Genomic DNA, 24,103 nt, shown 5'->3' with positions numbered 1-24,103 from the left:
CCCCTCCCTTGTTGCTGCTCTGTTATGGATTGTCGGTACGCGGCTCGCGCCTTAAGTGCCGACCACCTTCAGATGCGGCGAGGAATTACTTTGCGTACGCTGCTCCAGCAGCTTCATCGCGGCCTCCACGCCGCCCGAACGGTGCGGCACGCCCGCGACCGATAGGCCCATCTCCACGCCGGTGAGCGCGCCAAGCAGGGTGAGCGCATTGCATTCGCCGAGATGGCCGATGCGGAAGACCTTTCCGGCGACTTTCGACAGGCCTGCGCCGAGCGACATGTTGTAGTTGTCGAGCACCGTCTTGCGGAATTGATCCGCATCATGCCCCGGCGGCATCAGCACCGCCGTCAGCACCGGCGAGAATTCGGCAGGCTCCTGGCACAGCACCTCGAGGCCCCAGTGATTGACGGCGGCGCGGGTCGCCGCGGCGAGCCGCTCATGCCGCGCAAACACGTTGTCGAGTCCTTCTTCGAGCAGCATCGCGATCGCTTCGCGCAAGCCATAGAGCAGGTTGGTCGCCGGCGTGTAGGGGAAGAAGCCTTTTGCATTGGGCTTCAGCATCTCCTCCCAGTCGAAATAGGAGCGCGGCATCCTGTTGGTTTTCGACGCCGCGCGCGCCTTCTCAGAGATCGCGTTGAAGCCGAGGCCGGGCGGCAGCATGAAACCCTTCTGCGAGCAGCTCACGCTCACATCGACCTTCCACTCGTCATGCCGGTAGTCGACCGAGCCGAGCGAGGAGATGGTGTCGACCATCAGCAGCGCCGGATGGCCGGTGCGGTCGATCGCGGCACGGATGTCGGCGACCCGGCTGGTCGCGCCGGTCGAGGTCTCGTTGTGCACGACCATCACCGCCTTGATGGCGTGCGACGTGTCAGCCGCGAGCCTGGCCTCGATCTGGGCGGGGTCGGCGCCACGGCGCCAATCACCGGGCATGAAGTCGACCTCGACGCCGAAGCGCCCCGCCATCTGTCGCCACAGGGTCGCGAAATGCCCGGTCTCGACCATCAGCACCTTGTCGCCCGGCGACAGCGTGTTGACGATCGCGGCCTCCCAGGCGCCCGTCCCCGACGAGGGGAAGATCACCACCGGGCCCGCGGTCTGGAAGATTTTCTGGCTGCCTTCGAGCACGGCCTTGCCGAGCTCGCCGAATTCCGCGCTGCGGTGGTCGATGACCGGCATGTCCATAGCGCGCAGAACGCGGTCGGGGACCGGGCTGGGGCCCGGAATCTGGAGGAAGTGGCGTCCCTGATGCATGAAAACCTCCCTATCGGCGGACTCTGGCCGGCTGCGTCATCTATTTTGCATTCATTTTTTGTCATTTCAATCAAATTTTGGTATTCGATTGTGGACGTCGACGCGATCAAGCGAGCAAACTATTGTGCTGCAAATGAAATCCACGATTCCCGACACCGGGGTTCCGATTACCCCGCCGGCCGGCAATGGCAGCGACCGCCAGGAGGCCTCGCTTCACGGCGAGATCCTGCTGCGGCTGCGCGACTACGTTGTGGAAGGCAACATTCCCGAGGGCGCACGCGTTCCCGAGCGGCAGCTCTGCGAGATGCTCGGCATCTCACGGACACCCTTGCGCGAAGCGCTCAAGGTGCTGGCCGCCGAAGGCCTGATCGAGCTTTTGCCCAACCGCGGCGCGCGGGTCCGCCAGCTCAGCCAGCGCGACCTCGCGGAGCTATTCGACGTGATGGCCGGGCTGGAAAGCCTTGCCGGACGACTGGCCTGCGAAGCCATTACGGACGAGGAAGTCATCGCGATCGAGCAGCTGCATTACGAGATGTACGGCCGCTATCTGCATCGCGACATGCACGGCTATTTCCAGGTCAACCAGCGCATCCACGAGAGCATCGTCGCGGCCGCGCGCAACGAGACGCTGAAGACGGCCTACGCCAACTTCGCGGGAAGGATCCGCCGTGTCCGCTACTCCGCCAATTTCGCCCGCAAGCGGCAGCGCTGGGCGGAAGCGATGCGCGAGCACGAAGCCATCCTCGATGCGCTGCGCCGCCGCGCCGGCAGCGAATTGAGCGACATCCTGTTCCAGCACCTGCGCAACAAGCGGATGGCCGCCATCGAGCACCTGACCGAAGCCCACGAGGACGCGCCGGCCTCACCCTAAGGGGCGACCAGCTTGCTCATTATGAATTCATAATATAATCGGTCGCGAACAAGAATGAATAATCCAAGGGGCCAAGCGTCCCGCTGGATCACCTCGGGATCAGGGATGACGAACGCCTCATCGCTCGAACGGCGCCTGCGCGCGGAATTGACCGGCGACGTCCTGTTCGACGCCTTCAGCCGTGGTCGTTATGCGACCGACGCCTCGTTCTACCAGATCATGCCGGCGGGCGTGGTGGCGCCCCGGACCATGGACGAGGCGCTGCGGGCGCTGGCGATTGCCCGCGACGAGGGACGGAAGGTTACCCCCCGCGGCGGCGGCACCTCGCAATGCGGCCAGACCGTCAATGACGGCCTCGTTGTCGATCTCTCAAAACACCTGAATCGCATCCTGTCGCTCGACGTCGAGAACCGGACCTGCGTGGTCGAGCCCGGTATCGTGCTCGACGATCTCAACCGCCAGCTTAGAAAGCACGGCCTTTGGTTCCCGGTCGACGTCTCCACGGCCTCGCGCGCCACCATCGGCGGCATGGCCGGCAACAATTCCTGCGGCGGCCGCTCGCTGCGTTACGGCACCATGCGCGACAACACGCTGTCGATGGAAGCAGTAATTGCGGACGGCACACTGAGCCGCTTCGGCGAGGTGCCGCACGATCTCTCTGACATCGATCTGAGCGACAGCGCGCGGGCGCTGTTCCGCGACATGCTGACGCTCGGCGCGCGCGAAGCCGACGAAATCGCCGCGCGCTTTCCAAAAGTGCAGCGCCGCGTCGGCGGCTACAATCTCGATGCGCTGGTGCCGCGCAACGCGCCGAACAACATGGCGCATCTGCTGGTCGGCTCTGAAGGCACCCTCGCCTTCACCACCAAGGTCGAGCTGAAACTGTGGCCGGTGATCCGCAACAAGGCGCTCGGAGTCTGCCATTTCGGCAGTTTTTACGAGGCGATGGATGCGGCTCAGCATCTCGTCAAGCTCAAGCCGATCGCGGTCGAGCTGGTCGACCGCACCATGATCGCGCTCGGCCGCGACATCGCGATGTTTCGACCGATCATCGGCGCGGCCATCAAGGGCGATCCGGACGCCGTGCTGGTGGTCGAGTTTGCCGAGGAGGACCAGGCCGACAATCTCTTGCGCCTCAAGCAGCTCACCGAGCTGATGGGCGATCTCGGCTTCGGCTGGAATAACGACAAGCGCAAATGGGGCGGCGTGGTCGAGGTCACCGAGCCCGCACTTCAGGGCGGCATCGCCGATTTCCGCGCCGCCGGCCTCAACGTCATGATGTCGATGAAGCAGGAAGGCAAGCCGGTGTCCTTCGTCGAAGACTGCGCCGTGCCGCTGCCGCATCTCGCCGACTACACCGCACGGCTAAATGAGGTCTTTGCCAAGCACGGCACCAATGGCACGATGTATGCACACGCATCCGAAGGCTGCCTGCATGTGAGGCCGGTGCTGAACCTGAAGCTGGAGAAAGACGTGAAGGCGATGCGCGCCATTGCGGAAGAAGCCTTCGCCATGGTTCGCGAGTACAAGGGTTCGCATTCCGGCGAGCACGGCGACGGCCTGGTGCGATCGGAATTCCACGAAGCGATGTTCGGCGAGCGCCTCGTCGCCGACTTCAAGGAAGTGAAGCAGCGCTTCGATCCCGGCAACGTCCTCAACCCCGGCAAAATCGTCGACGCGCCGAAGATGGACGACCGCTCGCTGTTTCGCTACCGGCCGGACTATCGCATCAGCGAGCTGAACACCAAGCTCGATTGGTCCGCATATCCGGGCGCCGGCGGCGGTTTCCAGGGAGCGGTCGAGATGTGCAACAACAACGGCGCCTGCCGCAAGCTCGAGGGCGGCGTGATGTGCCCGTCTTACCGCGCGACGCGCAACGAGAAGGACGTCACCCGCGGCCGCGCCAACACGCTGCGGCTGGCGATCTCCGGCCAGCTCGGCCCCGATGCGTTGTCGTCGGATGAGATGATGGAGACGCTCAAACTCTGCGTCTCCTGCAAGGCGTGCCGTCACGAATGCCCAACCGGCGTCGACATGGCCAAGATGAAGATCGAGGTGCTTGCCGCACGCGCAGCCTCCCACGGCCTGACGCTGCGCGACCGCCTGGTCGGCTACCTCCCGCGCTATGCCGGCCTCGCCGCGCGCTTCGCGCCACTGGCGAACTTGCGCAACCACAGCCCGCTGCTGCGAAAGCTGTTCGAGCGCTTCGCCGGCATCAGCGCGCGCCGCGCGCTCCCGGCTTTCCGCCGCGACGTCTTCTCGCCGCCTGCTGACAGTGTCGGACCGGAGGGTGGCCGCGAGTTGGTTCTCTTCGCCGATACCTTCAACCGCATCTATGAGCGCGAAAATCTCGAGGCCGCGCTGCGCGTGCTCGCGGCCGGCGGTTATCGCGTGCATCTGCCAAAGGCGTCCAGCGGCAGCCGGCCGCTGTGCTGCGGCCGCACTTTCCTCTCGGCCGGTCTTGTCGAGGAGGCCAGAACCGAGCTTGACCGGCTGGTGGCCGCCTTTGCGCCCTTCGCCGCGCGTGGCGTGCCGATCGTTGGCCTCGAGCCGAGCTGCCTGTTGACGCTGCGCGACGAGCTCACCTCGCTCCGCAAGGACAATGAGGCCAAGGCTGTCGGCGCCCATGCGCTGACCTTCGAGGAATTTTTGGTGCGCGAGGCGGAGGCCGGACGGCTACAGCTGCCGCTCGGCGCCGTCGCCGACAAGGCGATGGTGCACGGCCATTGCCACCAAAAATCCTTTGGCGCCTTCAAGCCGGTCGAGCAGGTGTTGCGCCTGATCCCAGGCCTGAAGGTCGAAACCATCGAGTCGAGCTGCTGCGGCATGGCGGGCGCGTTCGGCTACGGCGCCGAGACTTATGACGCCTCGATCGAGATGGCCGAACTGTCGCTATTGCCGGCCGTGCGGCGCGCTGACCAGGCGACGCTCGTTGTCGCCGATGGCACATCCTGCCGGCATCAGATTCACGACGGCGCGGAGCGCGAGGCGCTTCACGTCGCGCGCGTGCTGGCAATGAGCCTCGATCGCGCTCAAACCGGTTCCGAGGACAATTCGACGGCCTCTCTTATTGCAAAGGAAACCATCCATGGCTGAACTGACCCTCGACACCGCCCGCAAAATCCTCGACGCCGCCTTCGCAAAGGCCAATGAACTGAAGCTAAAGCCGCTCGTCGTCACCATTCTGGATGCCCGCGGCGTGGTCAAGCTCGCCGCCGCGCAGGACGGCACCAGCCTGATGCGCGCCGAGATCGCCCACGGCAAGGCCTATGGCGCGCTCGCCCTGGGCATGGGATCGCGCGCGCTGTACCAGCGGGCGCAGGAGCAGGCCTATTTCATCGACGCCGTGAACACCATCGCCAAGGGCGCGCTGGTCCCGGTCCCCGGCGGCGTGCTGATTCTGGACGGCACCACCCTGCTCGGCGCCGTCGGCGTGTCCGGCGACACCTCCGACAATGACGAGGCCTGCGCGGTCGCCGGCATCCAGGCCGCCGGGCTGAAGGCGAACGCGGGATAGCGCGCGTCCACGTTCGCCATCATCCACTGCGTGTCTCGAGCGCGGTGAACACCTACTATACTCTCGTGGTGCAGCCGCTTAGCGTGCCGCCGCGGTCGGCCGCATTCGCCATTAGCAGCGCGGAGATGCGCTCGACATCGTGGAGGGTGGCCGGGCGTGTGGTGATCATGCTGTTGAAACTCGCAATAGTCGCATGCGTTGACGGCAACTTCATGCCGCGGCAGTACCGCGGACACGAGTTCGCTCCCTATATCGCGATCGCACGGGTTTTGCTCTCGATCAGACGACCCAAGCTGAGCGCAGTCAACTCCGACGACTTCGGATTAGCGGCGAAGGGACGATTTTCGATCATGACGTTGAGTGTGCCAAAATCCCCTCGCGCCGTCAGGTGATGGCAGTTTTGCGTCGTGGCCGGATCGGCCACCAGCGCTACACTGGTACGCTCGAAGCCAATGCCGGCCAGCGCCGAGATCGCTGCGACATTGGCATTAGCGGGAAACCGGCTCGCCGCCTCCCGCGCTGAACCGTGAAAGAAGACATGTGCAGAGGTGAGCGTATCCAGATCGACGAGGCCTTCTGCAGGTGTGCTTTTCCAGGCGCGCGGCGGCTTGATGATGCGGTGGGTGACACTCTCGAGCGGCAGCCGCGACGCCGCGGCCAGCGCATCAAGGCCGGCCAGCGCGCCCGACGGAATCAGGATCTGGCTGCCGCAGCGCTCGGCCTCATCCACCAGCCGCTGCAGCACCGTGTCATCGCTGAAGGCACTGGTCGACGACACCACGAAGCCCGGCGCGCAGCGCAGGCTCGCAAGTCCCCAGGGCTCGACCGCGGCACGGCCAGCGGCCTCCACCACCAGATCGGGTGCGAGATCGCGCAGGTCGTCCGGTGCGGACAACCAGCGCGCACCTTCAGGCAAACCGCTGCCTTGTTGCGGTGCATTGCGCGTGGCGATGCCGATCACCGTGATATTGTCGTTGCGCTCCTGCAGCAGATCGGCCACCCGGCGCGCGATCGCGCCCCAGCCGACGATGGCGAGGCGCAGCGGTTTCCTTCCCGATCCGCCGTGTGTCATATCCCGATGTATCGCTGAATCTTCGCCGCGTCCCGCTCGAGCGCTGCGGCATCCCCTTTCCAGACGGTGCGGCCCTTCTCCAGGATATAGTGATGATCCGCCAGCCGCTTCAAGGCATGCATGTTCTTGTCGATCAACAGGATCGATTGTCCCTGCGCCTTCAGCGCCTCGATGCACCGCCAGATCTCGCCGCGTACCACCGGTGCCAGCCCTTCTGTGGCCTCATCGAGGATCAGCAGTTTCGGGTTCGTCATCAGCGCCCGGCCGATCGCCAGCATTTGCTGTTCGCCGCCGGACAGCGTCCCGGCGTATTGCCTGGCCCGCTCCGCAAGCCGAGGAAACAACTGGTAGATCCGGTCCTGCGTCCATGGCTGGGGACGGCCCGCGCGATTGGCGGTCGTGGCAATCAGGTTTTCGCGCACGGTCAACGTCGGAAACACCATGCGTCCTTCCGGCACGAGCCCAATGCCCCGCCGCGCCACGGTCTCAGGCGCGCTGCCGGCAATCGACTGGCCGTCGAAGCTGAGACCGGAGCGCGCTGGGACCAATCCCATGATGGCACGCACCGTCGTGGTCTTGCCCATGCCATTGCGACCGAGCAGCGTGACGATCTTGCCATCGGGCACATCGAGGCTGACGTCGAACAGCACCTGGCTCGATCCGTAGGCGGCCTGCACATGGGTCAGCGTCAGCATCAGTCGTCGCCCTCGCCGAGATAAGCCACGCGCACCTCCTCATTGGCCCGGATCTCGTCGCTATCGCCGGTCGCCACGATCCGGCCGTAAACCAACACCGAGATGCGGTCGGCCAGCGCGAACACCGCATCCATATCGTGTTCGACCAGCACGATGGTAACCTTGCCCTTGAGTTTTGCGATCAGATTGATCATCTCCTGACTCTCCAGCGGACTCAGCCCCGCCATCGGCTCGTCGAGCAGCAGCAGCGACGGCCTTGTGGCAAGCGCGACCGCGAGCTCGAGCTGTTTGCATTCGCCATGGCCGATCTCGGACACAAGTGAGGACGCCCGTGATGCCAGCCCGACGTCCTGCAGATACTGCCCTGCCTGTTCGCGGGCATCCGGATTTTTCCGCGGATCGGCAAAGAACCGGAAACTGAGTCCCTGTCGCACCTGAACCGCGAGCGCGACATTATCAAGCGCGGTGTATTGCGGCAGCAACTGCGTGATCTGAAAGGTCCGTGCGAGTCCCCGGCGCACGCGCTCCCACGCCGGAAACGCGCCGATCTCGGTGCCGCCGAGCCGGATCGTGCCCATGTCCTGACGCAGATCGCCGGCCACCTGGTTGATCAGCGTGGTCTTGCCGGCCCCATTGGGGCCGATCAGCGCATGCAGCGAGCCGGTCGCCACCGACAGGCTGACATTGTCGGTGGCGGTGAGGCCGCCGAAGCGTTTGGACAGGCCGCGCAACTCCAGCATTGCCGTCATGAGCGGATCCCCGACAAGCGGCTGAACAGCGTGGCCAGACCGCCTCGCGTCAGCATCACGATCGCAAGCAGGATGCAGCCCATATAGAGCTGCCAGTTCTCGGTCTGGGCGGCCAACAGGGTTTCCAGCAGCACCATCGCCGCCGCGCCCAGCAACGGGCCAGCCAGTGTGCCGGCGCCGCCGAGAATAACCATCATCATCAGCTCGCCGGATTTGGTCCAGTGCATCATGTCGGGGCTGACGAAGCGCAGGTAATTCGCCATCAACGCGCCGGCCAGTCCAGCGCCAGCGCCGGCAATGACGAAGGCCACCAGCCGGTAGCGATAAGGCGCGACACCGATCGCCGCCATGCGGCGCTCATTCTGGCGCAGACCCGAGAGCACGAAGCCGAAGCGCGATCGCACGATACATGCGGTCAGCACGAACCAGCAGGCCGCCGCGACGAGACAAAGATAGTAATAATTGGTGTCGCCGCGGGCGTTGAAGAAAGGCATTACGTCGCGGCGGCGCATCATCAGACCGTCGTCGCCGCCATAAGCTTTCAGCGAGACGAACAGGAAGAACACCATTTGTGCGAAAGCCAGCGTGATCATGATGAACGGCACGCCGCTGGTCCGCAGCGACAGGCTTCCGATCACGGCGGCGCCGATCGCGCTGACCAGCATCGCAGCGGCGATCGCGATCAACAGTGAATCACTGCCCGGTACCAGCCCGAGAAAAGCACTGTTGTCGGCAAAGTGCTGGTACAGAATGCCGACGGTGTATCCGCCCAGGCCGAAGAAAGCTGCATGACCGAAGGTAACCATGCCGCCATAACCGAGCACCAGATTGAGACTTATCGCGGCGATTGCATAGATCAGCATTTGCGTCGCCAGCCCGACCACGGAGGGAACATTGAAGACCGCGACCAGCGCGGGCAACGCCAGCAGCGCCGCAACCGCCACCAGCATCATACCGATGCGCGATGTCAGGATCGACGACATCCGCTCCGCAGCCCGCGTTTCGAGCGAATCCGACGTCATGTCTTTCCTGCCAGCAGGCCGTGCGGCCGAACCAGAAGCACGAACGCCATCAGCAGATAGATGCTGATCGACGACATGCCGCTCGCCAGGGCGTCGGCATTCGAGCCGCCCATCAGATGACGGAACAGCATCTGCAGAAACGCGCGCGACATGGTGTCGACGAGGCCGGCGGCGAGCGCGCCGAAGAATGCGCCGCGCACCGAACCGAGCCCGCCGATCACCACCACGACAAAGGCGAGGATGAGAATCTGCTCACCCATGCCAACCTGCACCGCGGTGATCGGTCCGGCGATGACGCCCGCGAGCCCGGCGAGCAACGCTCCAAGGCCGAACACCACTGTGTAGAGCCGCCCGACATTGACGCCGAGCGCCCGTACCATCTGACGATGGGTGGCGCCGGCCCGCACCAGCATGCCGACGCGCGTGTAATGAATTAGCAGGAACAGTCCCGCAGCAACCGAAAGGCCGAGCACGATCACCGCCAATCGGTAGACCGGATAGGCCAGACCCGGCAGCAGTGTAACCGAGCCCGACAATGCCGCCGGCATCGATACGAACAGCGGTTGGCGTCCGAACAGCATGCTGGCGCCCTGGTTGATGATGAGGATCAGCGCGAATGTCGCCAGCACCTGATCGAGATGATCGCGCTCATAGAGCCGCCGCACCACGATGAACTCGATGACGATCCCGCTGACCGCCGCCGCCGCTATCCCACCCAGCAGTGCGAGGCCGACCGAGCCGATGTGGGCGGCCACCAGCGCCGCCGCATAGGCGCCGATCATGTACAGGGAGCCATGGGCGAGATTGATTACGCCCATGATGCCGAAGATCAGCGTCAGGCCGGCCGACATCAGAAACAGCGTGATGCCGAATTGCACGCCGTTGAGGAGCTGCTCGAGGACGATCATGCCATCACGATTTGGCGCTAGAACTTGCAGTCTTTGGCATAGGCATCACCATGGCCGGAGAGAATCTTGGCCTTGGTGTTGAGCGCGAGTTTGCCATCAGCGGTCTTTTCCGCCTTCAGCGCCCACCAGTCCTGTACCGGATGCTGGTTGGGGCCGAACTTGAAGGCACCGCGGGTCGACTGGAAATCCGCCTTCAGCATGGCCTGACGAAACGCTTCGACGTCGTCCAGCTTGCCGGCGACTCCTTTCAAGGCTGCACCGATCGCCAGCGCCGTATCATAGCCCTGGCTTGCGTAATAGGTGGCCGGACGATGGTAGGTCTTGTCCCAGGCCGCCACGAACGCCTTGTTAGCGGGATTGTCGAAACCGGAATTCCAGTGCGAGGTGACGTTGACGCCGAGTGCGGCCTCTCCCACCACCGACAGCGTCACCGCATCGAGCGAGGGCGCCGCCACCACCATCGGGATCTTGTCCTTCAGGCCGGCCTGCTCGTACTGCCGCAGAAACGCGATTCCGAGGCCACCGGGCTCGAACTGGAATACCGCTTCCGGACCGGCCGCGCGGATCTGCGCAAACTCCGCGGCAAAGTCGGTCTGATCGAGACGAGTAAAGCTCTCGCCGGCAATCTTGCCCTTGTAGAACCGCTTGAAGCCTTCGAGAGCATCCTTGCCGGCCTGATAGTTGGCCGCAACCAGATAGACGCTCTTGTAGCCCAACTCGTTGGCGAGCTGGCCGGCGCTCTCGTGCAGCGAATCGTTCTGCCACGACACCACGAAGTAGTTCGGATGGCATCCCTTGCCGGCGAAGGTCGACGGCCCAGCGTTCGGGCTGACATAGATCGCGCCGGCATCGAGCACGTCCGGCACCGTGGCACCGGCAACGTTGGAAAACACAATGCCGGTGAATATCCTGACCTTCTCGTTCTTCAGCAGGCGATCCACGATCTGCTTGCCCTGCCCAGGCTTGGCCGCATCGTCCTCCACCATCACCTGCACCGGAACGCCGCCGAGCTTGCCGCCGTTCATATCGATCGCGAGTTCGAAACCGTCGCGGATATCCTGGCCGAGATAGCCGCCGGGCCCGGACAGCGAGGTGATGACGCCGATCTTGACCGGCGTTTGGGCCAGCGCCGGAACGGCCAGTCCGATCTGGGCCGCAAGACACGCGCCTGCAGCAATTTTCAACACGTTCATGGTGACGGCCTTTCCCCAGGAAGACGTTAGAGCTTGACCCAGCCTGCCGGCGGATCCTTGCCGGGATGCAGGGTTTTGCAGTGCGGACAGGTGCGGGCGTCCTCGTTGCCGTAGAATTCGCGGTACAGCGGCGGCAGATCATCGACGATGCTTTCGAGATCGACCTCGACGCGATGCACCAGCCCCTCGCATTTGAAGCAGTACCATTCGAAGGCATCGAGCACGCCGTCGGCGCGCTTCGGCTCGACCACGAGACCGACCGATCCCTCCTGCGGCCGCTGCGGCGAGTGCCGGACATGCGGCGGCAGCAGGAAGATCTCGCCCTCGCGGATCGGCACGTCGTAGTGCTTTCCGTTGTCGACCACCTTCAGCATCATGTCGCCGCGCAGCTGATAGAAGAATTCTTCCACCGGATCGTCGTGGAAGTCGGTGCGGCGGTTCGGACCGCCGACCACGGTGACCATCAGATCCGCGTCCTTCCAGATCTGCTGATTGCCGACCGGCGGCTTCAGCATGTGCTGATGCTTGTCGATCCATTTCGAGAAATTGAAGGCCCGCAACCGTCCCAGTTCGCTCATCTGCCATTCTCCCGCATTGTCGCTGATCGTGTTCATTCAGCCCGCCTTGCGCGCCGCGCCGGTCTGCAATCCACACGCCTCGAAGGCGCGGCGGGTGGTCGCCCGCTCCTCCTCGGTCAGCCCCAGCAGCGGCGGGCGCACCGCGCCGCCGACCTGGCCCAGCAGTTCCTGCCAGTATTTCTGGTGCGCATGCGGCTTCTCCGGCGGCCGCGTGCCGCGCAGCGCCGCTCGCACCGGATTGAGGCTGTCGCGCACCGCGAGCGCTTCCTCGATCCGGCCGCCGAACGCCAGATCCGTATAGGTCCGCATCCGCCGATCCGTCACCGACTGCAGAAGATACGGCGGCGACGAACACAGATAAAGCTGCCAGCCGAACTCGACGATGTTGTCGAACCACTCTTCTTCGGACGCCGTGCTGATCAGGATGCGGTCGCCCGCAAGCCGGGTCAGTTCCCTGTACATCGGCCGCTCGACACTGTATTTGATCGCGACCACATTCTCGATATCAGCGAGCTGGTTGCATAGCTGCGGCGACATCACATAGCCGCTGTCCGGGTGGCTCCACAGCGCGATCCCTATATCCACCTTGCTGGCGATGGTCCTGTAGTAGTTCAGCACGGTCTCGTCATGGGCCTTGAAGAAATGCAGGACCGGCGCGTGCACCACGATATAGTCGGCGCCAATCTTCTGCGCATGGCGGGCCAGATCGATCACCACATCCATGTTCTGGTCTGAGCACGACATGATGGTTGCGCCGCGTCCGGCAGTGGCGGCGACCGCCAGATCGAACGCGCGCTTGCGCTCCTCGATCGACATGGAGAAGAACTCGCCCTGCTTGCCGGCGATGAACAGCCCGTCGATGCCAAGCTCTTCCGTCCAGTGCGCGACGTTGCGGCGAAAGCCGTCCTCATCGATCGACAGGTCGGCCTTGAACGGCATCAGGGCCGCAGCCCAGATTCCCTTCATCTGCTCACGCGCAAAGGTTTTTGCGTCTTTCCTTGAATATTTCATGCGCCTATCGGGTCCTTTGCCAGATTTCCTTTGGTCCGCGTTCCCTATTGATGATTTAGTCAAAACGGTCGCCCCTCGATTTCCACTTCGGCCGACTACATCATGCGGTGCGACACGTTCTTGATGATCGTGTAGTGCGAAAGTCCCTCCATGCCGCCTTCCCGGCCGTAGCCACTTTCCTTAACGCCGCCAAACGGCGTTTCGGCGACCGATGCTTCCAGAGTGTTGATCGAAACATTGCCGGCCTCAATGCCCTCCGCCAACCGGTCTGCGTTGCGTGCCGAGTGAGTGAAAGCGTAGGCGGCCAAGCCGAAAGGCAGTGCATTCGCTTTCTCGATAGCCTCGTCGATGGACGAGACGGGATTGATAAGTGCGAGCGGCCCGAACGGCTCCTCGCGCATTGCGCGCGCGTCGTCCGGTAGGTCGGCCAACACCGTCAGCGGGAAGAAGTATCCGCGATTGCCCAACCGCTCACCGCCGGCGAGGACACGCGCACCCTTGGCTTTGGCGTCGGCGACCAGAGTTTCCAAGGCCTCGATGCGCCGATGATTGGCCAACGGCCCCATCTGAGTGCAAGAGTTCAAGCCATTGCCAACCGTCACTGTTCGGGCCTTCTCAGCAAAAGCCTTGGAAAATGCATCGTAGAGCGGCTTCTGAACATAGAACCGTGTCGGCGATGTGCAGACTTGACCACTGTTGCGGGCCTTGCGGATCGCTGACGTAATCGCGGTGACTACGGGCTCCACATCGTCGCAGACGATCACGGGCGCATGCCCGCCAAGCTCCATAAGGACGGGCTTCATATGGCGTGCTGCCATTTCCGTCAATTTTTTACCCACCGCAGTGGAGCCGGTGAACGCGATCAGTCGGGTCTGGTCCTTGGGAATGAGGTATTCGGAAATTTCCGAAGGTACTCCGAAAACAAGATTGAGAACGCCAGGCGGCAGGCCGGCATCGTGGAAGGCGCGCGCGATGTGAATGGCGCCGGCAGGCGTTTCCTCTGCTGCCTTCAGAATAATGGAGCAACCTGTCGCAAGAGCGCCACCTATCTTGCGCGCCGGTTGGCTCAAAGGAAAATTCCACGGAGAAAATGCCGCGACCATGCCGATCGGCTGGTGCATTACAATGTACTTGATGCCTGGTTCGCTGGGAATCAGGCGGCCATAGGTGCGTTGACCTTCGGCCGCATCCCACTCGAAAAATTCGCACCCTCGCACGACCTCAAGGCGAGCCTGAGCGATGGGTTTGCCATGCTCCAGTGTGATCGCGTATGCGATTTCTTCCACTCGCTCACGCATAAGCCTCGCAGCCCTAAGCATAACTTCCGCCCGTTTTGCTGGCGACGTCCTGCTCCATGTTCTGAAGCCATCGGCCGCTGCGGCGAGCGCTGCGTCCAGATCTGACCGGCTCGCGATCGGAACCATTCCAATCACGCTCTCATCGGCGGGATTGAGCACTGGCTGCCCTTCCGCTGCTTTCTTCCAAGCGCCGCCGATATAGAGTTGAAGATCAGGATACTGCGTCATTGCGGGGCCCAATTGAGCGTTTTTCGGAGAGAACGATCGGAAGTCGTGGAATTGGAACCGGCACGATCGCCGGAGGGTATCGAGAAAAATTGCGGAAACGCTGGGAGATACGAGGTCTGCAAAGCGGAGAACCCGAGCCACACGAGCCCCGTCTCAACGAGACCGGGAGACAGGGTTGCCAACAGAGCAGCCAACGCAGCGGACGAACTGTGTGTTTTCCGTCGCCAGTCCCGGCGCCCGATCCGAATGTCGCGGAGCGCAGCTAAGGGCTGCACTTTGACCGCTGTCCAAATGTTCAAGCTTCGGTCCTCGATCACAGATACTCCACGATTAGTCGGACGGCGGCCTTTAAGTTGCAATGGCTATAATTCTTATGTATTCATATGTTTTCGATTATGAAATGCCATGAACATCACCATCCGACAGATCCAGTCGTTCCTGAACGTCGCAGCCCTCGGCAGCTTCACGCGCGCCGCTGAGAAGATGCACACAATGCAGCCCGCGCTCTCGCAGCAGGTGCGCGATCTGGAAGCCGAACTGGGCATTCGCTTGTTCGATCGCACCACGCGCCGAGTGGAACTGACCGAGGGGGGCGCCGAATTCCGCAACATCGCAGCGAAGATCATCGAAGATCTGGAATCGGCGGCACGCAACGCGCATGAACTCGCGGAGCGGAAGCGCGGACGCGTCATTATCGCGGCGCCGCCGTTGCTCGCAGCCGCCATTGTGCCGCGCGCGATCGCCGATTTCCGGAGCAGATACCCCGGCATCGAGGTCAGGCTGATCGATGCCAGAACAGACCAGATCATCGAAAACGTCCGTTCCGGGCAGGTCGATTGCGGGCTCGGCACGTTCCACGCGGGTGAAGAAGGTATCAGTGCGACGCTGCTGGCGCGCGACAGCCTGATGGTGTTCTGCACCTCGAACCATCCATTGGCACAGCGGCAAGCGGTCAACTGGCGCGAGCTTGACGGCCTTCCGCTGATTACGTTGACGCGTGACAGCGGCATCAGGCTGCTGGTCGAAGTCGGCTTTGAGACTGCTCAAATCAGGCTTGTTCCCGCCTACGAAGTCGGACAGATCACAACGGCGCTGGCGATGGTCGAGGCCGGCTTAGGGATCGCCGTGCTGCCGACCTATGCATGGGCCGGCGCCAAAGCAATGAAGATATCAGCCACGGCGCTCACTCCAGGCATCGCTCGCGACATCGCGATGATCACCCGGACCGGACGCAGCATTGCTCCCGCAGTCTCGGCATTCGCGCGGTTCCTCGCCAAATACACCAACGTGTCGGTGCCGGGCGGAGCCACTACTGCAGGGAGACTTCCATCTGCCCGCAAGCCAGCGCGTGTCAGCACGCGGGGCGAAATGAATGCTCGAAAGTAGGCCGGCGCAGATCGAGGAACCGCCGAAAACGCCGACCGACGCGCGATACGATATAAATTCAACTGAAATGCGCAAAGGGCTGCGCAGCGAGCGACAAAAGGTTTCGCAATCATCAGATTTCTGTCACCGAGATCGCCAGTTTGTGCAGCGCACCGCCATTCAGACCTTCGAGCATGCTAAAATGATGGCCGGCAACGATTTGCGACTTCGGCGCGCTCCAAGCGATCGAGAGTTGATGCGATTGCTGTTTGAACTCGTCAGATTCGTCTTCGCCGACAGCGATGCCCCACCGGCATTCCGGCGGGCGGAGGCAGCATCACGGGCGAGAGCGCCGCCACGCGACGCGGCTTCAACTTCAGCAACTTCCCGATCGGCAGAAGCGCTATTGGCGTGAGGTCGAAAAGACCCGAAAGCAGCAGCACCGATCGAATGGTCGCGACAGTGCCGCGTGTTGCCAGCATTGCAACAATATGCGCGCCGGCGGAATGTCCTGCGAGATGCAGCCGCGCGCCATCGATGCCGAGATTATTCATCAGAGATTCAGCCTCAGAAGCGCGGCAAACTCGCCGACGACTCCCCGCCGGAACGAAAGCACGCCGACCACGAAGATGAGCCCTTGGATCACGGTCACCCACTGACCGAAGCCGGCGAGATACTGCTGCATGGCGACGATGACGAATGCACCCACAACCGGACCGAACATCGTCCCCAGTCCGCCGACGAGCGTCATCAAGACAACTTCGCCGGACATCGTCCAGTGAACGTCGGTCAACGAAGCGTTCTGCGCGACGAACACCTTCATTGCACCGGCTAGTCCCGCAAGCGTCCCGGAAAGCACGAAAGCCAGAAGCTTGTAGTGATCCGTGATGTATCCCAACGACGTCGCGCGCGGCTCGTTCTCTCGGATCGATTTCAGCACTTCGCCGAACGGCGAGTTGACCGCGCGATGGATGAGAACAAAACCGCCTATGAAAATCACGACGACGACGTAGTAAAGCGTTATCGGGTTTTCGAGGTCGAGCAATCCGAACATGCGGCCGGCAGGAACTCCCTGGATGCCGTCTTCGCCATGGGTAAAGGGTGTCTGCAGGAACACGAAATAAAGCAATTGGGAAAGCGCCAGGGTAATCATCGCAAAGTAAATGCCCTGACGGCGGATGGCAACCAGACCCGTTACGAGAGCAAGGACGCCCGCGGCCGCTGCGCCGGTGACAATTCCGAGCTCCGGAACGAAATGCCATTCCTTGACGACGTGCGCAGTGACGTAGCCCGCGGTGCCAAGGAACATTGCGTGACCGAACGAAAGCAACCCTCCGAACCCGATCAGCAGATTGAATGCGCACGCAAACAGAGCGAAGCACAGTGCTTGCATCACGAAGTACGGGTAGATTCCGGTCAGCGGCAACAGCAGCAGCATCGCCGTCATCAGAAGGAAAGCGGTCGTTTCGCTCCCAAGCGAGCGGACAGGCGCTTGGGCGGGTATGTCTGCAATCGCGGTCATCAGGCGGTCCGTCCGGTTAGGCCTGCCGGCTTGAGCAGGAGAACAAGCACCATCAGGACGAACACGACCGTATTGGATGCTTCGGGATAGAAATACTTGGTCAGCCCTTCCACAATGCCGAGGCTGAACCCCGTGATGATGGATCCCATGATGGATCCCATGCCACCGATGACGACGACGGCAAACACCACAATGACGATGTCGGCCCCCATCAATGGCCGTACCTGGTTGATCGGCGCGGACAGCACGCCGGCTACCGCCGCCAACGCCACTCCGAAACCGTAGGTCAAGGTCAGCATGAGTGGCACGTTGATGCCGAATGCGCGAACCATGACCGGGTTTTCGGTGGCCGCACGCAAGTATGCGCCGAGTTTGGTCCGCTCGATCAGGAACCAGGTCGCCAAGCAGGTCAGCAGCGAGAATAGGACGACCCAAGCACGGTAGGTTGGAAGATACATGAAGCCGAGATTGAAACCACCCTGCAGCAATAGCGGAATGGCGTATGGAAGCCCTGACGAGCCGAAGTAGTTCTGGAATACTCCCTGAATGATGAGCGCAAATCCGAACGTAAGGAGAAGACCGTAGAGATGGTCCAGACCGGCGAGCCGATGCAACATGGTCCTTTCCAGCAGCGTGCCGAAGCAACCGACTGCGAGCGGAGACAGTAGCAGCGCCCACCAGTAGTTAAGCCCGAGCAGATTCAGCAGGAAGTAAGCAACGAACGCTCCCATCATATAGAGCGCCCCGTGAGCGAAATTGATGATGCTCAACATCCCGAAGATCACTGCCAACCCCAAGCTGAGCAGCGCATAGAAGGAGCCGTTGATCAGTCCGACCAGAAGCTGCGCATAGAGTGCCTGATTCAAGAATAATAATCCCCCTTGGTCCGTAGCCTTCACACGCCAAGATAGACGTGGAGCTTGTGCATGTTGGACTTGAGCTCGGCGTTACTGAATCCGTCGATGACCCGTCCGTGCTCGACGACGTAAAACCGGTCGGCCAGCGTCGATGCGAATTTGAAGTTCTGTTCGACTAAAAGAACCGTGAGGCCTTCCGCCTTCAGCCTGGATATGAGCCGGCCGATCTGCTGAACGATCACGGGCGCCAGTCCTTCCGTTGGCTCGTCCAGCATCAAGAAGCGCGAGCCGGTACGCAATATGCGAGCGATTGCCAGCATCTGCTGCTCTCCGCCCGACAGCTTCGTTCCCTGACTGCGCAGCCGCTCCTTGAGATTAGGAAACAGATCGAAGATAGTCTCGAGCGAGAGGCCTCCGTCACGGATGACGGGCGGAAGCATCAGATTTTCCCCCACGTCCAAGGTCGAGAAAATGGCCCTCTCCTCCGGACAGAACGCGATGCCGAGCTTCGCGATCTTGTCCGAACTCAAATGAATGACGTCTTTGCCCTGAAACTTCACTTGTCCCGACCGCTTGCCGAGAATGCCCATAATTGACTTAAGGGCGGTCGTCTTGCCTGCGCCATTTCGCCCAAGCAGGGTCACGACCTCACCTTCCCTGACGTCGAAGCTCATCCCGTGGAGAATGTGGGATTCGCCGTACCAAGCCTCCAGATTGGAAACTTCGAGCGACATCTTCGTCGAGCTAGTCATGACCAGCTCCCAAATAGGCTTCCTTGACTGCTTCGTTCGTCAAGAGTTCTTGATAGCTGCCCTCCGCGAGGACGCGACCGCGGGTCAGTACCGTGATCTTGTCCGAAAGGCTCGCGACCACGTTGAGATTGTGCTCCACCATCAGGATCGTGAATTTTGCGGAAATACGCTTGATGAGCGTCGCCGTCCTGTCGATATCTTCACGACCCATTCCGGCCATGGGTTCGTCGAGCAGCATGATCTTCGGATCAAGCGCAATCGTAGTGGCAATCTCCAGCGCCCGTTTCCGTCCGTATGGCATCTCCACGGCTGGCCTGTCCGCGAATTCCCCGAGGTCCATCTCGTCGAGCAATTCCGCGGCTCGGTGATCGTATTTCTTCAGCACCGCCTTTGAACGCCAGAAGTCGAATGACATACCGTGCTTGCGCTGCAGCGCGATGCGCACGTTCTCAAGACCGGTGAGATGGGGAAACACGGTCGATATCTGGAAGGATCGCACCAATCCCAATCTTGCAATTCGCGCCGGCGGGATGGATGTGATGTCCCTGCCCTCGTAAAAGATCTGACCGCGAGACGGAGTCAGAAACTTTGTCAACAGATTGAAGCAAGTGGTCTTGCCTGCACCGTTCGGGCCGATCAACGCGTGAATGCTCCCGCGGCGGATCTTCAAGTCGACGCCGTTCACCGCGGTGAACCCTGCGAAGTCCTTCGACAGCCCGCTTGTCTCCAGAATTAGGTCGTCAACCATCGGTATGAGCCTGAGTTTTCAAAGCATTCATTTCCGAAGTCGAACCCATGAATTGCGTCTTTTCTAATGATCGCGTGATCTCGGACATGAGACTAAATCCAACACGCTACTCGCGGCCTACTGTTGCTTACAGCCATTGGCCGTCGCTTAACCAGGCGCTACCGTGCCCGTACTATCGATCGCTGTGAGCGCTTGATCCCTCGTCATCACGGATGCGTACTTTTGCTCAATATCGAACAGATTTGCGTTATGGGGGCCGATCGCCCGATCACCAACGCAATCACTCAAAACTAGCGGTCGGAGACCGAGCGACATGGCGTCGACGACGCTTGCGCGCACGCAGCCGCTCGTCACGCAACCCGCGACGACCAGCGTGCGGACGCCGCGCTGGGTAAGCCACGGTGCCAACGACGTCGCAAAGAACGCCGAAGGCACCGTCTTGCGGACGACCAATTCGCCCGGCTCCGGAGAAAGTTCGGGTACGATAGCGCTGCTCGGATCCCCCTCCTTCAGCGTCAGCATTCCCGGCACCTTCATCGCGAACACGTTTCGATCCCCGTCGTCGTCCGCGAAGACGATCCTCGTGTGTGCGATGGGCCACTTTCGATGGCGCGCCTCCCGAAGTAGGACAACCGTGCTCTTCATCGCCGACGGGATGTTACCTCCACCGAACTTATCGGGATCGAGAAACCCCCGGACAAAGTCGACGATCAGCAAACCGTATGGGGGAGCGAGCTCGAGATCGCTCCCGAATCCCTGACGTTGGTAGATCGGTGTTTCATTGCTCATTCTGCGGCCTGCTTTACCGGACCGCCGTCGAGGACTTTGCCTTCGCGGACGACCTCCTCGCCGTCGAGCGCGACGGTGCAGTTGCGCATCGGAATGTCGATATGGCATGCGGTCGTCCGGCTGCCGCCGGCTTCATTATTCGGACCGAACGAGAACAGGAAGTTGCCCTCGAAGGCGCGCGCATCCATTCCGATGGTCGCCTCGCGGTCATAGAGGCCGAGCGTCGACCACTTAGCCCGGGGCTGGAGACCCCAACCGATATGCGACATCGCGTAGGCGTCCGGATCGTCGTAGGACGCCATGTATTCTCGCAGTATCGCCGCGTCGACGCCACCCTCGATCGAGGTGACGAAACCTTTCTCGATCTTGAAGTGAATCCGTTCCTGAATATAGGACTTCATCGGAAGGACGATGTCGCCCTTTTCAAGCACGATTTTTCCTTCCGCTTGACCCTCGTTCGCCCAGGTCAGCGCGAAGCCGCTTGGCCAGTGGTCCCAACGGCCCGGCTCGTCGACGAATCCGTATTCGCTGATCGCCGGGAACTGCCCGAGGCTGAATCGGACATCCGTGCCTGCGGGCGACGTCACGTGCATTTCCTTGGCTTTGCCAAGCTTGACGCTTGCCGCCATTACGCGGGTGCGGTCCGCAAGGGTCGGAACCATGCGAACCAGCACTTCCGGTGGCTCGACGGCGAGGAGTATCTTCGTGCCGGACTTCAGGATGTCGTGCTGTTCGGGGGAGAACAGGAGTGTCATCAGGTCCAGCACAAGGTCGCTTTCCTTTAGAGCGGCGATGGCGGCGCGGTTTCCGGTCAGGGGCGTGGTGCCCAGATAGGCCAGGGAATCGCGGCTCAGCGCCTTGTCGCCGTTTACGGGAAGGACATCGAGCCGATTGACCGTAGCGCCCATAGCCGCCGCAGCGAGAATTGCGGTCGACAGCGTCTGGGGATGAGTGGACGAACTGGTGAGCACCGTCACGAGTTGGCCGGGCTCCAGTTTTGAGAGCGTAAGTACCTGCTTCCAAGCCTGGATCAGATCATGATCGCTAACTGACATATGCCATCTCCTCGCTCTTTGATGCCTCTAGAAGTCCAGTGTGACGCCGAGAAAATCAGCGAACGCAGCGTAGAAGCCTTCCTCGTTATCCCACGGGATCATGTGCCCAGCGTTATCAACGCGTACGACCTTGATTCCGGAAACGAGCGAACAAATCTCTTCGATGTCTTCGTTCCGGATCACGTCGCCCCGCCCGGCCACAATCAGGCGCGCTGGGACGTCAAGGTGAGGCAGATCAGAATGGATGTCGTCGGTGTGGAAGCTCTCAAAGCTGGAGCGGATCGCTCGCTCGTCGCAGGTATGCAGCCACTCGGAGCGTAGACGCAGTTGCCCGTCCGTCCAGGTCGGACAGAACGACCGCATCCCCTCCAGGTCGCAACCCTTCCTCGCGAGGTTGATCGAGTCGACGTACCAGGACAGGTTGGACGGATAGGCTCGTCGACCGGGTCCGGAGATTGGCGGGTCAACCATCACGATGCGAGCCAACCCCGCGGGCTGACTGCGCGCAGCACGAATCGCAATGCGCGCACCCATCGAGTGACCGACGACCGAATATCGAGACAGACCGAGCACCGACGTTAGTTCGATCAGGTCGGCAGCCTGTGCATCCAGGCTGTAGTCGAGCGAAGCCGAGGCTTCCGACAGGCCCCGCCCCCGGATATCGACGACGTAGGTATCGAACTCCTGGCCGAAGCGCTCACCGACGAAGCCCCAGGTAATTGCCGGGCTCGTGATGCCTGGGAGAATAATGACCGGGTCACGGTGCGGTCGGGTGCCGCCGTACCGCAGATAGTGCTGCCGAATCCCGTTGGCGTTTACATTCGCGCCGTACTGAAAAGTGGTCATCGTCTCATCCGTATTGATTGGTCGTGCACTCAATAGGCGCCGGACAGGAGCGCTCCCGCACCCGGGACCAGGGTCTTAAGCTTGAGCACCTTGAGCATCGCGTAAGTCGTGGCGACGGCCGCGGTAATGACCGGCTTGCCTGTGCGGGCCTCGACCTCGGCAATCGACGGCAGCGACGGCATCTGAACACACGCCGACAGCACGATCGCATCGACATCGGATACGTTCATTCCGGCAACGATCCCAGGCAACTTCGCCGGATCATGGCGGCCGACCTCGATATTGTCCGGAATTTCCAGCGCCCTGGAATCCGTAACCTTCACGCCCTCATGCTCGATGTACTCTATCACAAGCTGCGTGAGCGGCTTCATGTACGGCGCCACTACCGCGATCCGCTTGGCTCCAACGACTTTGAGCGCATCGACGAGGGCGCCGGCGCTGGTGACCACGGGGGCCGGCGCGCCGTTTTCGACGGTGCAGCCATGAAGCCGATCTTGCGACACCCGGTGATATGACTTCCCCATACTCATGATGGCGACAAGACATGCATAACCGAGCACGTCGACGCGAGCGTCAGACAACTCGAGCGCGCAGCGATCCGACTCCGAGTCCATCGCCGCGAGTTCTTCCTTCTTCACAGTCTTCATCCGCATGCGGCTGGAATGGAACGTGAAGCGTGCGCCGTGCGCGACGGAATGCGCATTCAGCATCGCCGGAATCTCGGTTTCCATGGTCGTGTTCGAGCTCGGAACGATTTGTCCGATGCGAAAGAGCTTCTGCATGTCTAACTCCGAAAATTGGTCAGCGTCGATCGAGCTTCAGAAGACGTTCCGCGTTTCCGGAGCAGACAAGCTCCCTGACGTCGTCCGCCATCGGCGAGCTCTCGATAAAGTCAGCGGCTATGGCCGTGGATTCGTAAGGGTAGTCGACCGAGAACATCACCGCGTCGGTTCCCATCTCGGCAATGGCGCTAGTGAGCGCGGCCGGCGAACAAACCCCAGACGTCGTGATGACGATGTTGCGACCGAGGTACGCGGATGGCGCGTGTTGAAGCGTGATGCCATGCGAATAGACCGCAAAGCGGCTGTCGAACCGCCAGCGCATCATCGGCAACCCCTCGCCCATGTGTCCCAATATGATCTTGAGCTTCGGGAAACGGTCGAATACGCCGCCAAACAGAATGCGCAGTGCGTGGGTACCCGTTTCCACGCCCCAGCCCCAGACTGCGCCGACCAGTTCGGGATGTCCGTCGTAGGCTTTCGGGATCACGAACGGGTCCGTGGGATGCAGGTACAGCGGGACGTCCAGTGCCTGCATGCGCTCCCAGAATTCGTCGTATGACGGGTCGTCGTAATAGACTCCATGGGTATGTCCGTTTACCAGCGCACCCTTGAAGCCCAGGGATTCTACAGCGCGCGTCAGTTCGTCCGCGGCCGCCCTCGGCGAGTGCATGGCGAGCGAGGCAAAGCCACCGAACCGCTTTGGATGACGCGCGACTTGCCCCGCAAGAAAATCATTATTCTCGATGGCGCGGCGAGCGGCGGTCTTCGGATTGAGTTCGCCCTGCACACTCGGACCGGTCTGGGACAAGACGACGAAGTCAATCCCGGCCTTGTCCATTTCGGCAAGCCGCATGTCGTCGAAGTCGCCGAGGCGCGATGCGAGATAGGACTGCGCCGCGACATCCATGTGCTTCGTGAACACCTTCGAGTACGTCTCAAAGCCGGGCGCCATAAAATGCTCTTCGAGAGCGATCTTGCGAATTCTGTTTGC

Annotated in this window: 24 protein-coding genes; 5 read left to right on the top strand and 19 right to left on the bottom strand. The window is 61.8% G+C overall.

Annotation, left to right across the window (positions count from 1 at the left end; genetic code table 11):
- Nucleotides 1-51: 51 nt before the first annotated feature.
- Complete coding sequence (locus tag IVB18_RS16165; RefSeq protein WP_247990031.1) at nt 52-1,254, bottom strand: alanine--glyoxylate aminotransferase family protein; 1,203 nt, start codon at nt 1,252-1,254, stop codon at nt 52-54.
- A 133-nt stretch (nt 1,255-1,387) separates the two neighbouring features.
- On the opposite strand from IVB18_RS16165, the gene IVB18_RS16160 reads away from it, so the two are divergent.
- The 3 genes from IVB18_RS16160 to IVB18_RS16150 all read left to right on the top strand — a co-directional run bounded on the left by IVB18_RS16160 (nt 1,388) and on the right by IVB18_RS16150 (nt 5,642).
- Nucleotides 1,388-2,125 (top strand): GntR family transcriptional regulator, encoded by a 738-nt coding sequence (locus IVB18_RS16160; RefSeq protein WP_247990030.1) that lies wholly within the window; start codon nt 1,388-1,390, stop codon nt 2,123-2,125.
- 105 nt (nt 2,126-2,230) lie between these two features.
- Complete coding sequence (locus IVB18_RS16155) at nt 2,231-5,221, top strand: FAD-binding and (Fe-S)-binding domain-containing protein (RefSeq protein WP_247990029.1); 2,991 nt, start codon at nt 2,231-2,233, stop codon at nt 5,219-5,221.
- A complete protein-coding gene (locus IVB18_RS16150; protein WP_247990028.1) occupies nt 5,214-5,642 on the top strand; it encodes a heme-binding protein in 429 nt (142 codons plus the stop codon). The genes IVB18_RS16155 and IVB18_RS16150 overlap by 8 nt, the downstream gene beginning before the upstream one ends.
- A gap of 247 nt (nt 5,643-5,889) precedes the next feature.
- On the opposite strand, the gene IVB18_RS16145 is transcribed toward IVB18_RS16150, so the two are convergent.
- The 9 genes from IVB18_RS16145 to IVB18_RS16105 all read right to left on the bottom strand — a co-directional run bounded on the left by IVB18_RS16145 (nt 5,890) and on the right by IVB18_RS16105 (nt 14,396).
- On the bottom strand, nt 5,890-6,714 hold the full coding sequence (locus tag IVB18_RS16145; RefSeq protein WP_247990027.1) for an aspartate dehydrogenase: 825 nt from the start codon (nt 6,712-6,714) through the stop codon (nt 5,890-5,892).
- A complete protein-coding gene (locus IVB18_RS16140; protein ID WP_247990026.1) occupies nt 6,711-7,409 on the bottom strand; it encodes an ABC transporter ATP-binding protein in 699 nt (232 codons plus the stop codon). The genes IVB18_RS16145 and IVB18_RS16140 overlap by 4 nt, the downstream gene beginning before the upstream one ends.
- On the bottom strand, nt 7,409-8,149 hold the full coding sequence (locus tag IVB18_RS16135) for an ABC transporter ATP-binding protein (RefSeq protein WP_247991653.1): 741 nt from the start codon (nt 8,147-8,149) through the stop codon (nt 7,409-7,411). The genes IVB18_RS16140 and IVB18_RS16135 overlap by 1 nt, the downstream gene beginning before the upstream one ends.
- A 5-nt stretch (nt 8,150-8,154) precedes the next feature.
- Nucleotides 8,155-9,180, bottom strand: a complete 1,026-nt coding sequence (locus tag IVB18_RS16130; RefSeq protein ID WP_247990025.1) for a branched-chain amino acid ABC transporter permease — start codon at nt 9,178-9,180, stop codon at nt 8,155-8,157.
- Nucleotides 9,177-10,088, bottom strand: a complete 912-nt coding sequence (locus IVB18_RS16125) for a branched-chain amino acid ABC transporter permease (RefSeq protein WP_247990024.1) — start codon at nt 10,086-10,088, stop codon at nt 9,177-9,179. Before IVB18_RS16125 ends, IVB18_RS16130 begins: the two co-directional genes overlap by 4 nt.
- Before the next feature lie 17 nt (nt 10,089-10,105).
- Nucleotides 10,106-11,281: an ABC transporter substrate-binding protein gene (locus IVB18_RS16120; RefSeq protein ID WP_247990023.1), complete on the bottom strand. Its 1,176-nt coding sequence runs from the start codon at nt 11,279-11,281 to the stop codon at nt 10,106-10,108.
- 26 nt (nt 11,282-11,307) lie between these two features.
- Complete coding sequence (locus IVB18_RS16115) at nt 11,308-11,850, bottom strand: 3-hydroxyanthranilate 3,4-dioxygenase (protein WP_247991652.1); 543 nt, start codon at nt 11,848-11,850, stop codon at nt 11,308-11,310.
- A 45-nt stretch (nt 11,851-11,895) separates the two neighbouring features.
- A complete protein-coding gene (locus IVB18_RS16110; protein WP_247990022.1) occupies nt 11,896-12,870 on the bottom strand; it encodes a dihydrodipicolinate synthase family protein in 975 nt (324 codons plus the stop codon).
- 95 nt (nt 12,871-12,965) lie between these two features.
- A complete protein-coding gene (locus IVB18_RS16105) occupies nt 12,966-14,396 on the bottom strand; it encodes an NAD-dependent succinate-semialdehyde dehydrogenase (protein WP_247990021.1) in 1,431 nt (476 codons plus the stop codon).
- Between the two features lie 405 nt (nt 14,397-14,801).
- Between IVB18_RS16105 and IVB18_RS16100 the strand changes: the two genes are divergently transcribed.
- Both IVB18_RS16100 and IVB18_RS16095 read left to right on the top strand, forming a co-directional pair.
- Complete coding sequence (locus IVB18_RS16100; RefSeq protein WP_247990020.1) at nt 14,802-15,782, top strand: LysR family transcriptional regulator; 981 nt, start codon at nt 14,802-14,804, stop codon at nt 15,780-15,782.
- Nucleotides 15,769-16,176, top strand: coding sequence for a hypothetical protein (locus tag IVB18_RS16095; RefSeq protein ID WP_247990019.1), 408 nt, complete (start codon nt 15,769-15,771; stop codon nt 16,174-16,176). Before IVB18_RS16100 ends, IVB18_RS16095 begins: the two co-directional genes overlap by 14 nt.
- A 138-nt stretch (nt 16,177-16,314) precedes the next feature.
- Here the strand turns inward: IVB18_RS16095 and IVB18_RS16090 are convergent, their stop codons facing one another.
- From IVB18_RS16090 to IVB18_RS16050, 9 genes are all read right to left on the bottom strand, one after another.
- Nucleotides 16,315-17,283 (bottom strand): branched-chain amino acid ABC transporter permease, encoded by a 969-nt coding sequence (locus IVB18_RS16090; RefSeq protein WP_247990018.1) that lies wholly within the window; start codon nt 17,281-17,283, stop codon nt 16,315-16,317.
- On the bottom strand, nt 17,283-18,149 hold the full coding sequence (locus IVB18_RS16085; protein WP_247990017.1) for a branched-chain amino acid ABC transporter permease: 867 nt from the start codon (nt 18,147-18,149) through the stop codon (nt 17,283-17,285). Before IVB18_RS16085 ends, IVB18_RS16090 begins: the two co-directional genes overlap by 1 nt.
- 29 nt (nt 18,150-18,178) lie before the next feature.
- The gene (locus IVB18_RS16080) at nt 18,179-18,892 is read right to left on the bottom strand and encodes an ABC transporter ATP-binding protein (RefSeq protein WP_247990016.1); all 714 of its coding nucleotides are present in this window, start codon (nt 18,890-18,892) and stop codon (nt 18,179-18,181) included.
- Nucleotides 18,885-19,640: an ABC transporter ATP-binding protein gene (locus IVB18_RS16075; protein ID WP_247990015.1), complete on the bottom strand. Its 756-nt coding sequence runs from the start codon at nt 19,638-19,640 to the stop codon at nt 18,885-18,887. Before IVB18_RS16075 ends, IVB18_RS16080 begins: the two co-directional genes overlap by 8 nt.
- Before the next feature lie 147 nt (nt 19,641-19,787).
- Nucleotides 19,788-20,429 (bottom strand): isochorismatase family protein, encoded by a 642-nt coding sequence (locus IVB18_RS16070; protein ID WP_247990014.1) that lies wholly within the window; start codon nt 20,427-20,429, stop codon nt 19,788-19,790.
- The gene (locus IVB18_RS16065) at nt 20,426-21,406 is read right to left on the bottom strand and encodes a 2,5-dihydroxypyridine 5,6-dioxygenase (RefSeq protein WP_247990013.1); all 981 of its coding nucleotides are present in this window, start codon (nt 21,404-21,406) and stop codon (nt 20,426-20,428) included. Before IVB18_RS16065 ends, IVB18_RS16070 begins: the two co-directional genes overlap by 4 nt.
- A gap of 105 nt (nt 21,407-21,511) precedes the next feature.
- On the bottom strand, nt 21,512-22,330 hold the full coding sequence (locus IVB18_RS16060) for an alpha/beta hydrolase (protein ID WP_247990012.1): 819 nt from the start codon (nt 22,328-22,330) through the stop codon (nt 21,512-21,514).
- Nucleotides 22,331-22,359: 29 nt separating this feature from the next.
- Nucleotides 22,360-23,112 carry an Asp/Glu racemase gene (locus tag IVB18_RS16055; protein WP_276581217.1) on the bottom strand — a complete coding sequence of 251 codons (753 nt, stop codon included), beginning with the start codon at nt 23,110-23,112 and terminating at the stop codon, nt 22,360-22,362.
- A gap of 19 nt (nt 23,113-23,131) precedes the next feature.
- The gene (locus IVB18_RS16050; protein ID WP_247990010.1) at nt 23,132-24,019 is read right to left on the bottom strand and encodes an amidohydrolase family protein; all 888 of its coding nucleotides are present in this window, start codon (nt 24,017-24,019) and stop codon (nt 23,132-23,134) included.
- Nucleotides 24,020-24,103: the final 84 nt, after the last annotated feature.

It is taken from the genome of Bradyrhizobium sp. 186, assembly GCF_023101685.1.
In the GTDB taxonomy this organism is placed as follows: Bacteria; Pseudomonadota; Alphaproteobacteria; order Rhizobiales; family Xanthobacteraceae; genus Bradyrhizobium.
The sequence above is the reverse complement of the archived record's forward strand: the minus strand, read 5'-3'. Positions and strand labels throughout refer to the sequence as shown.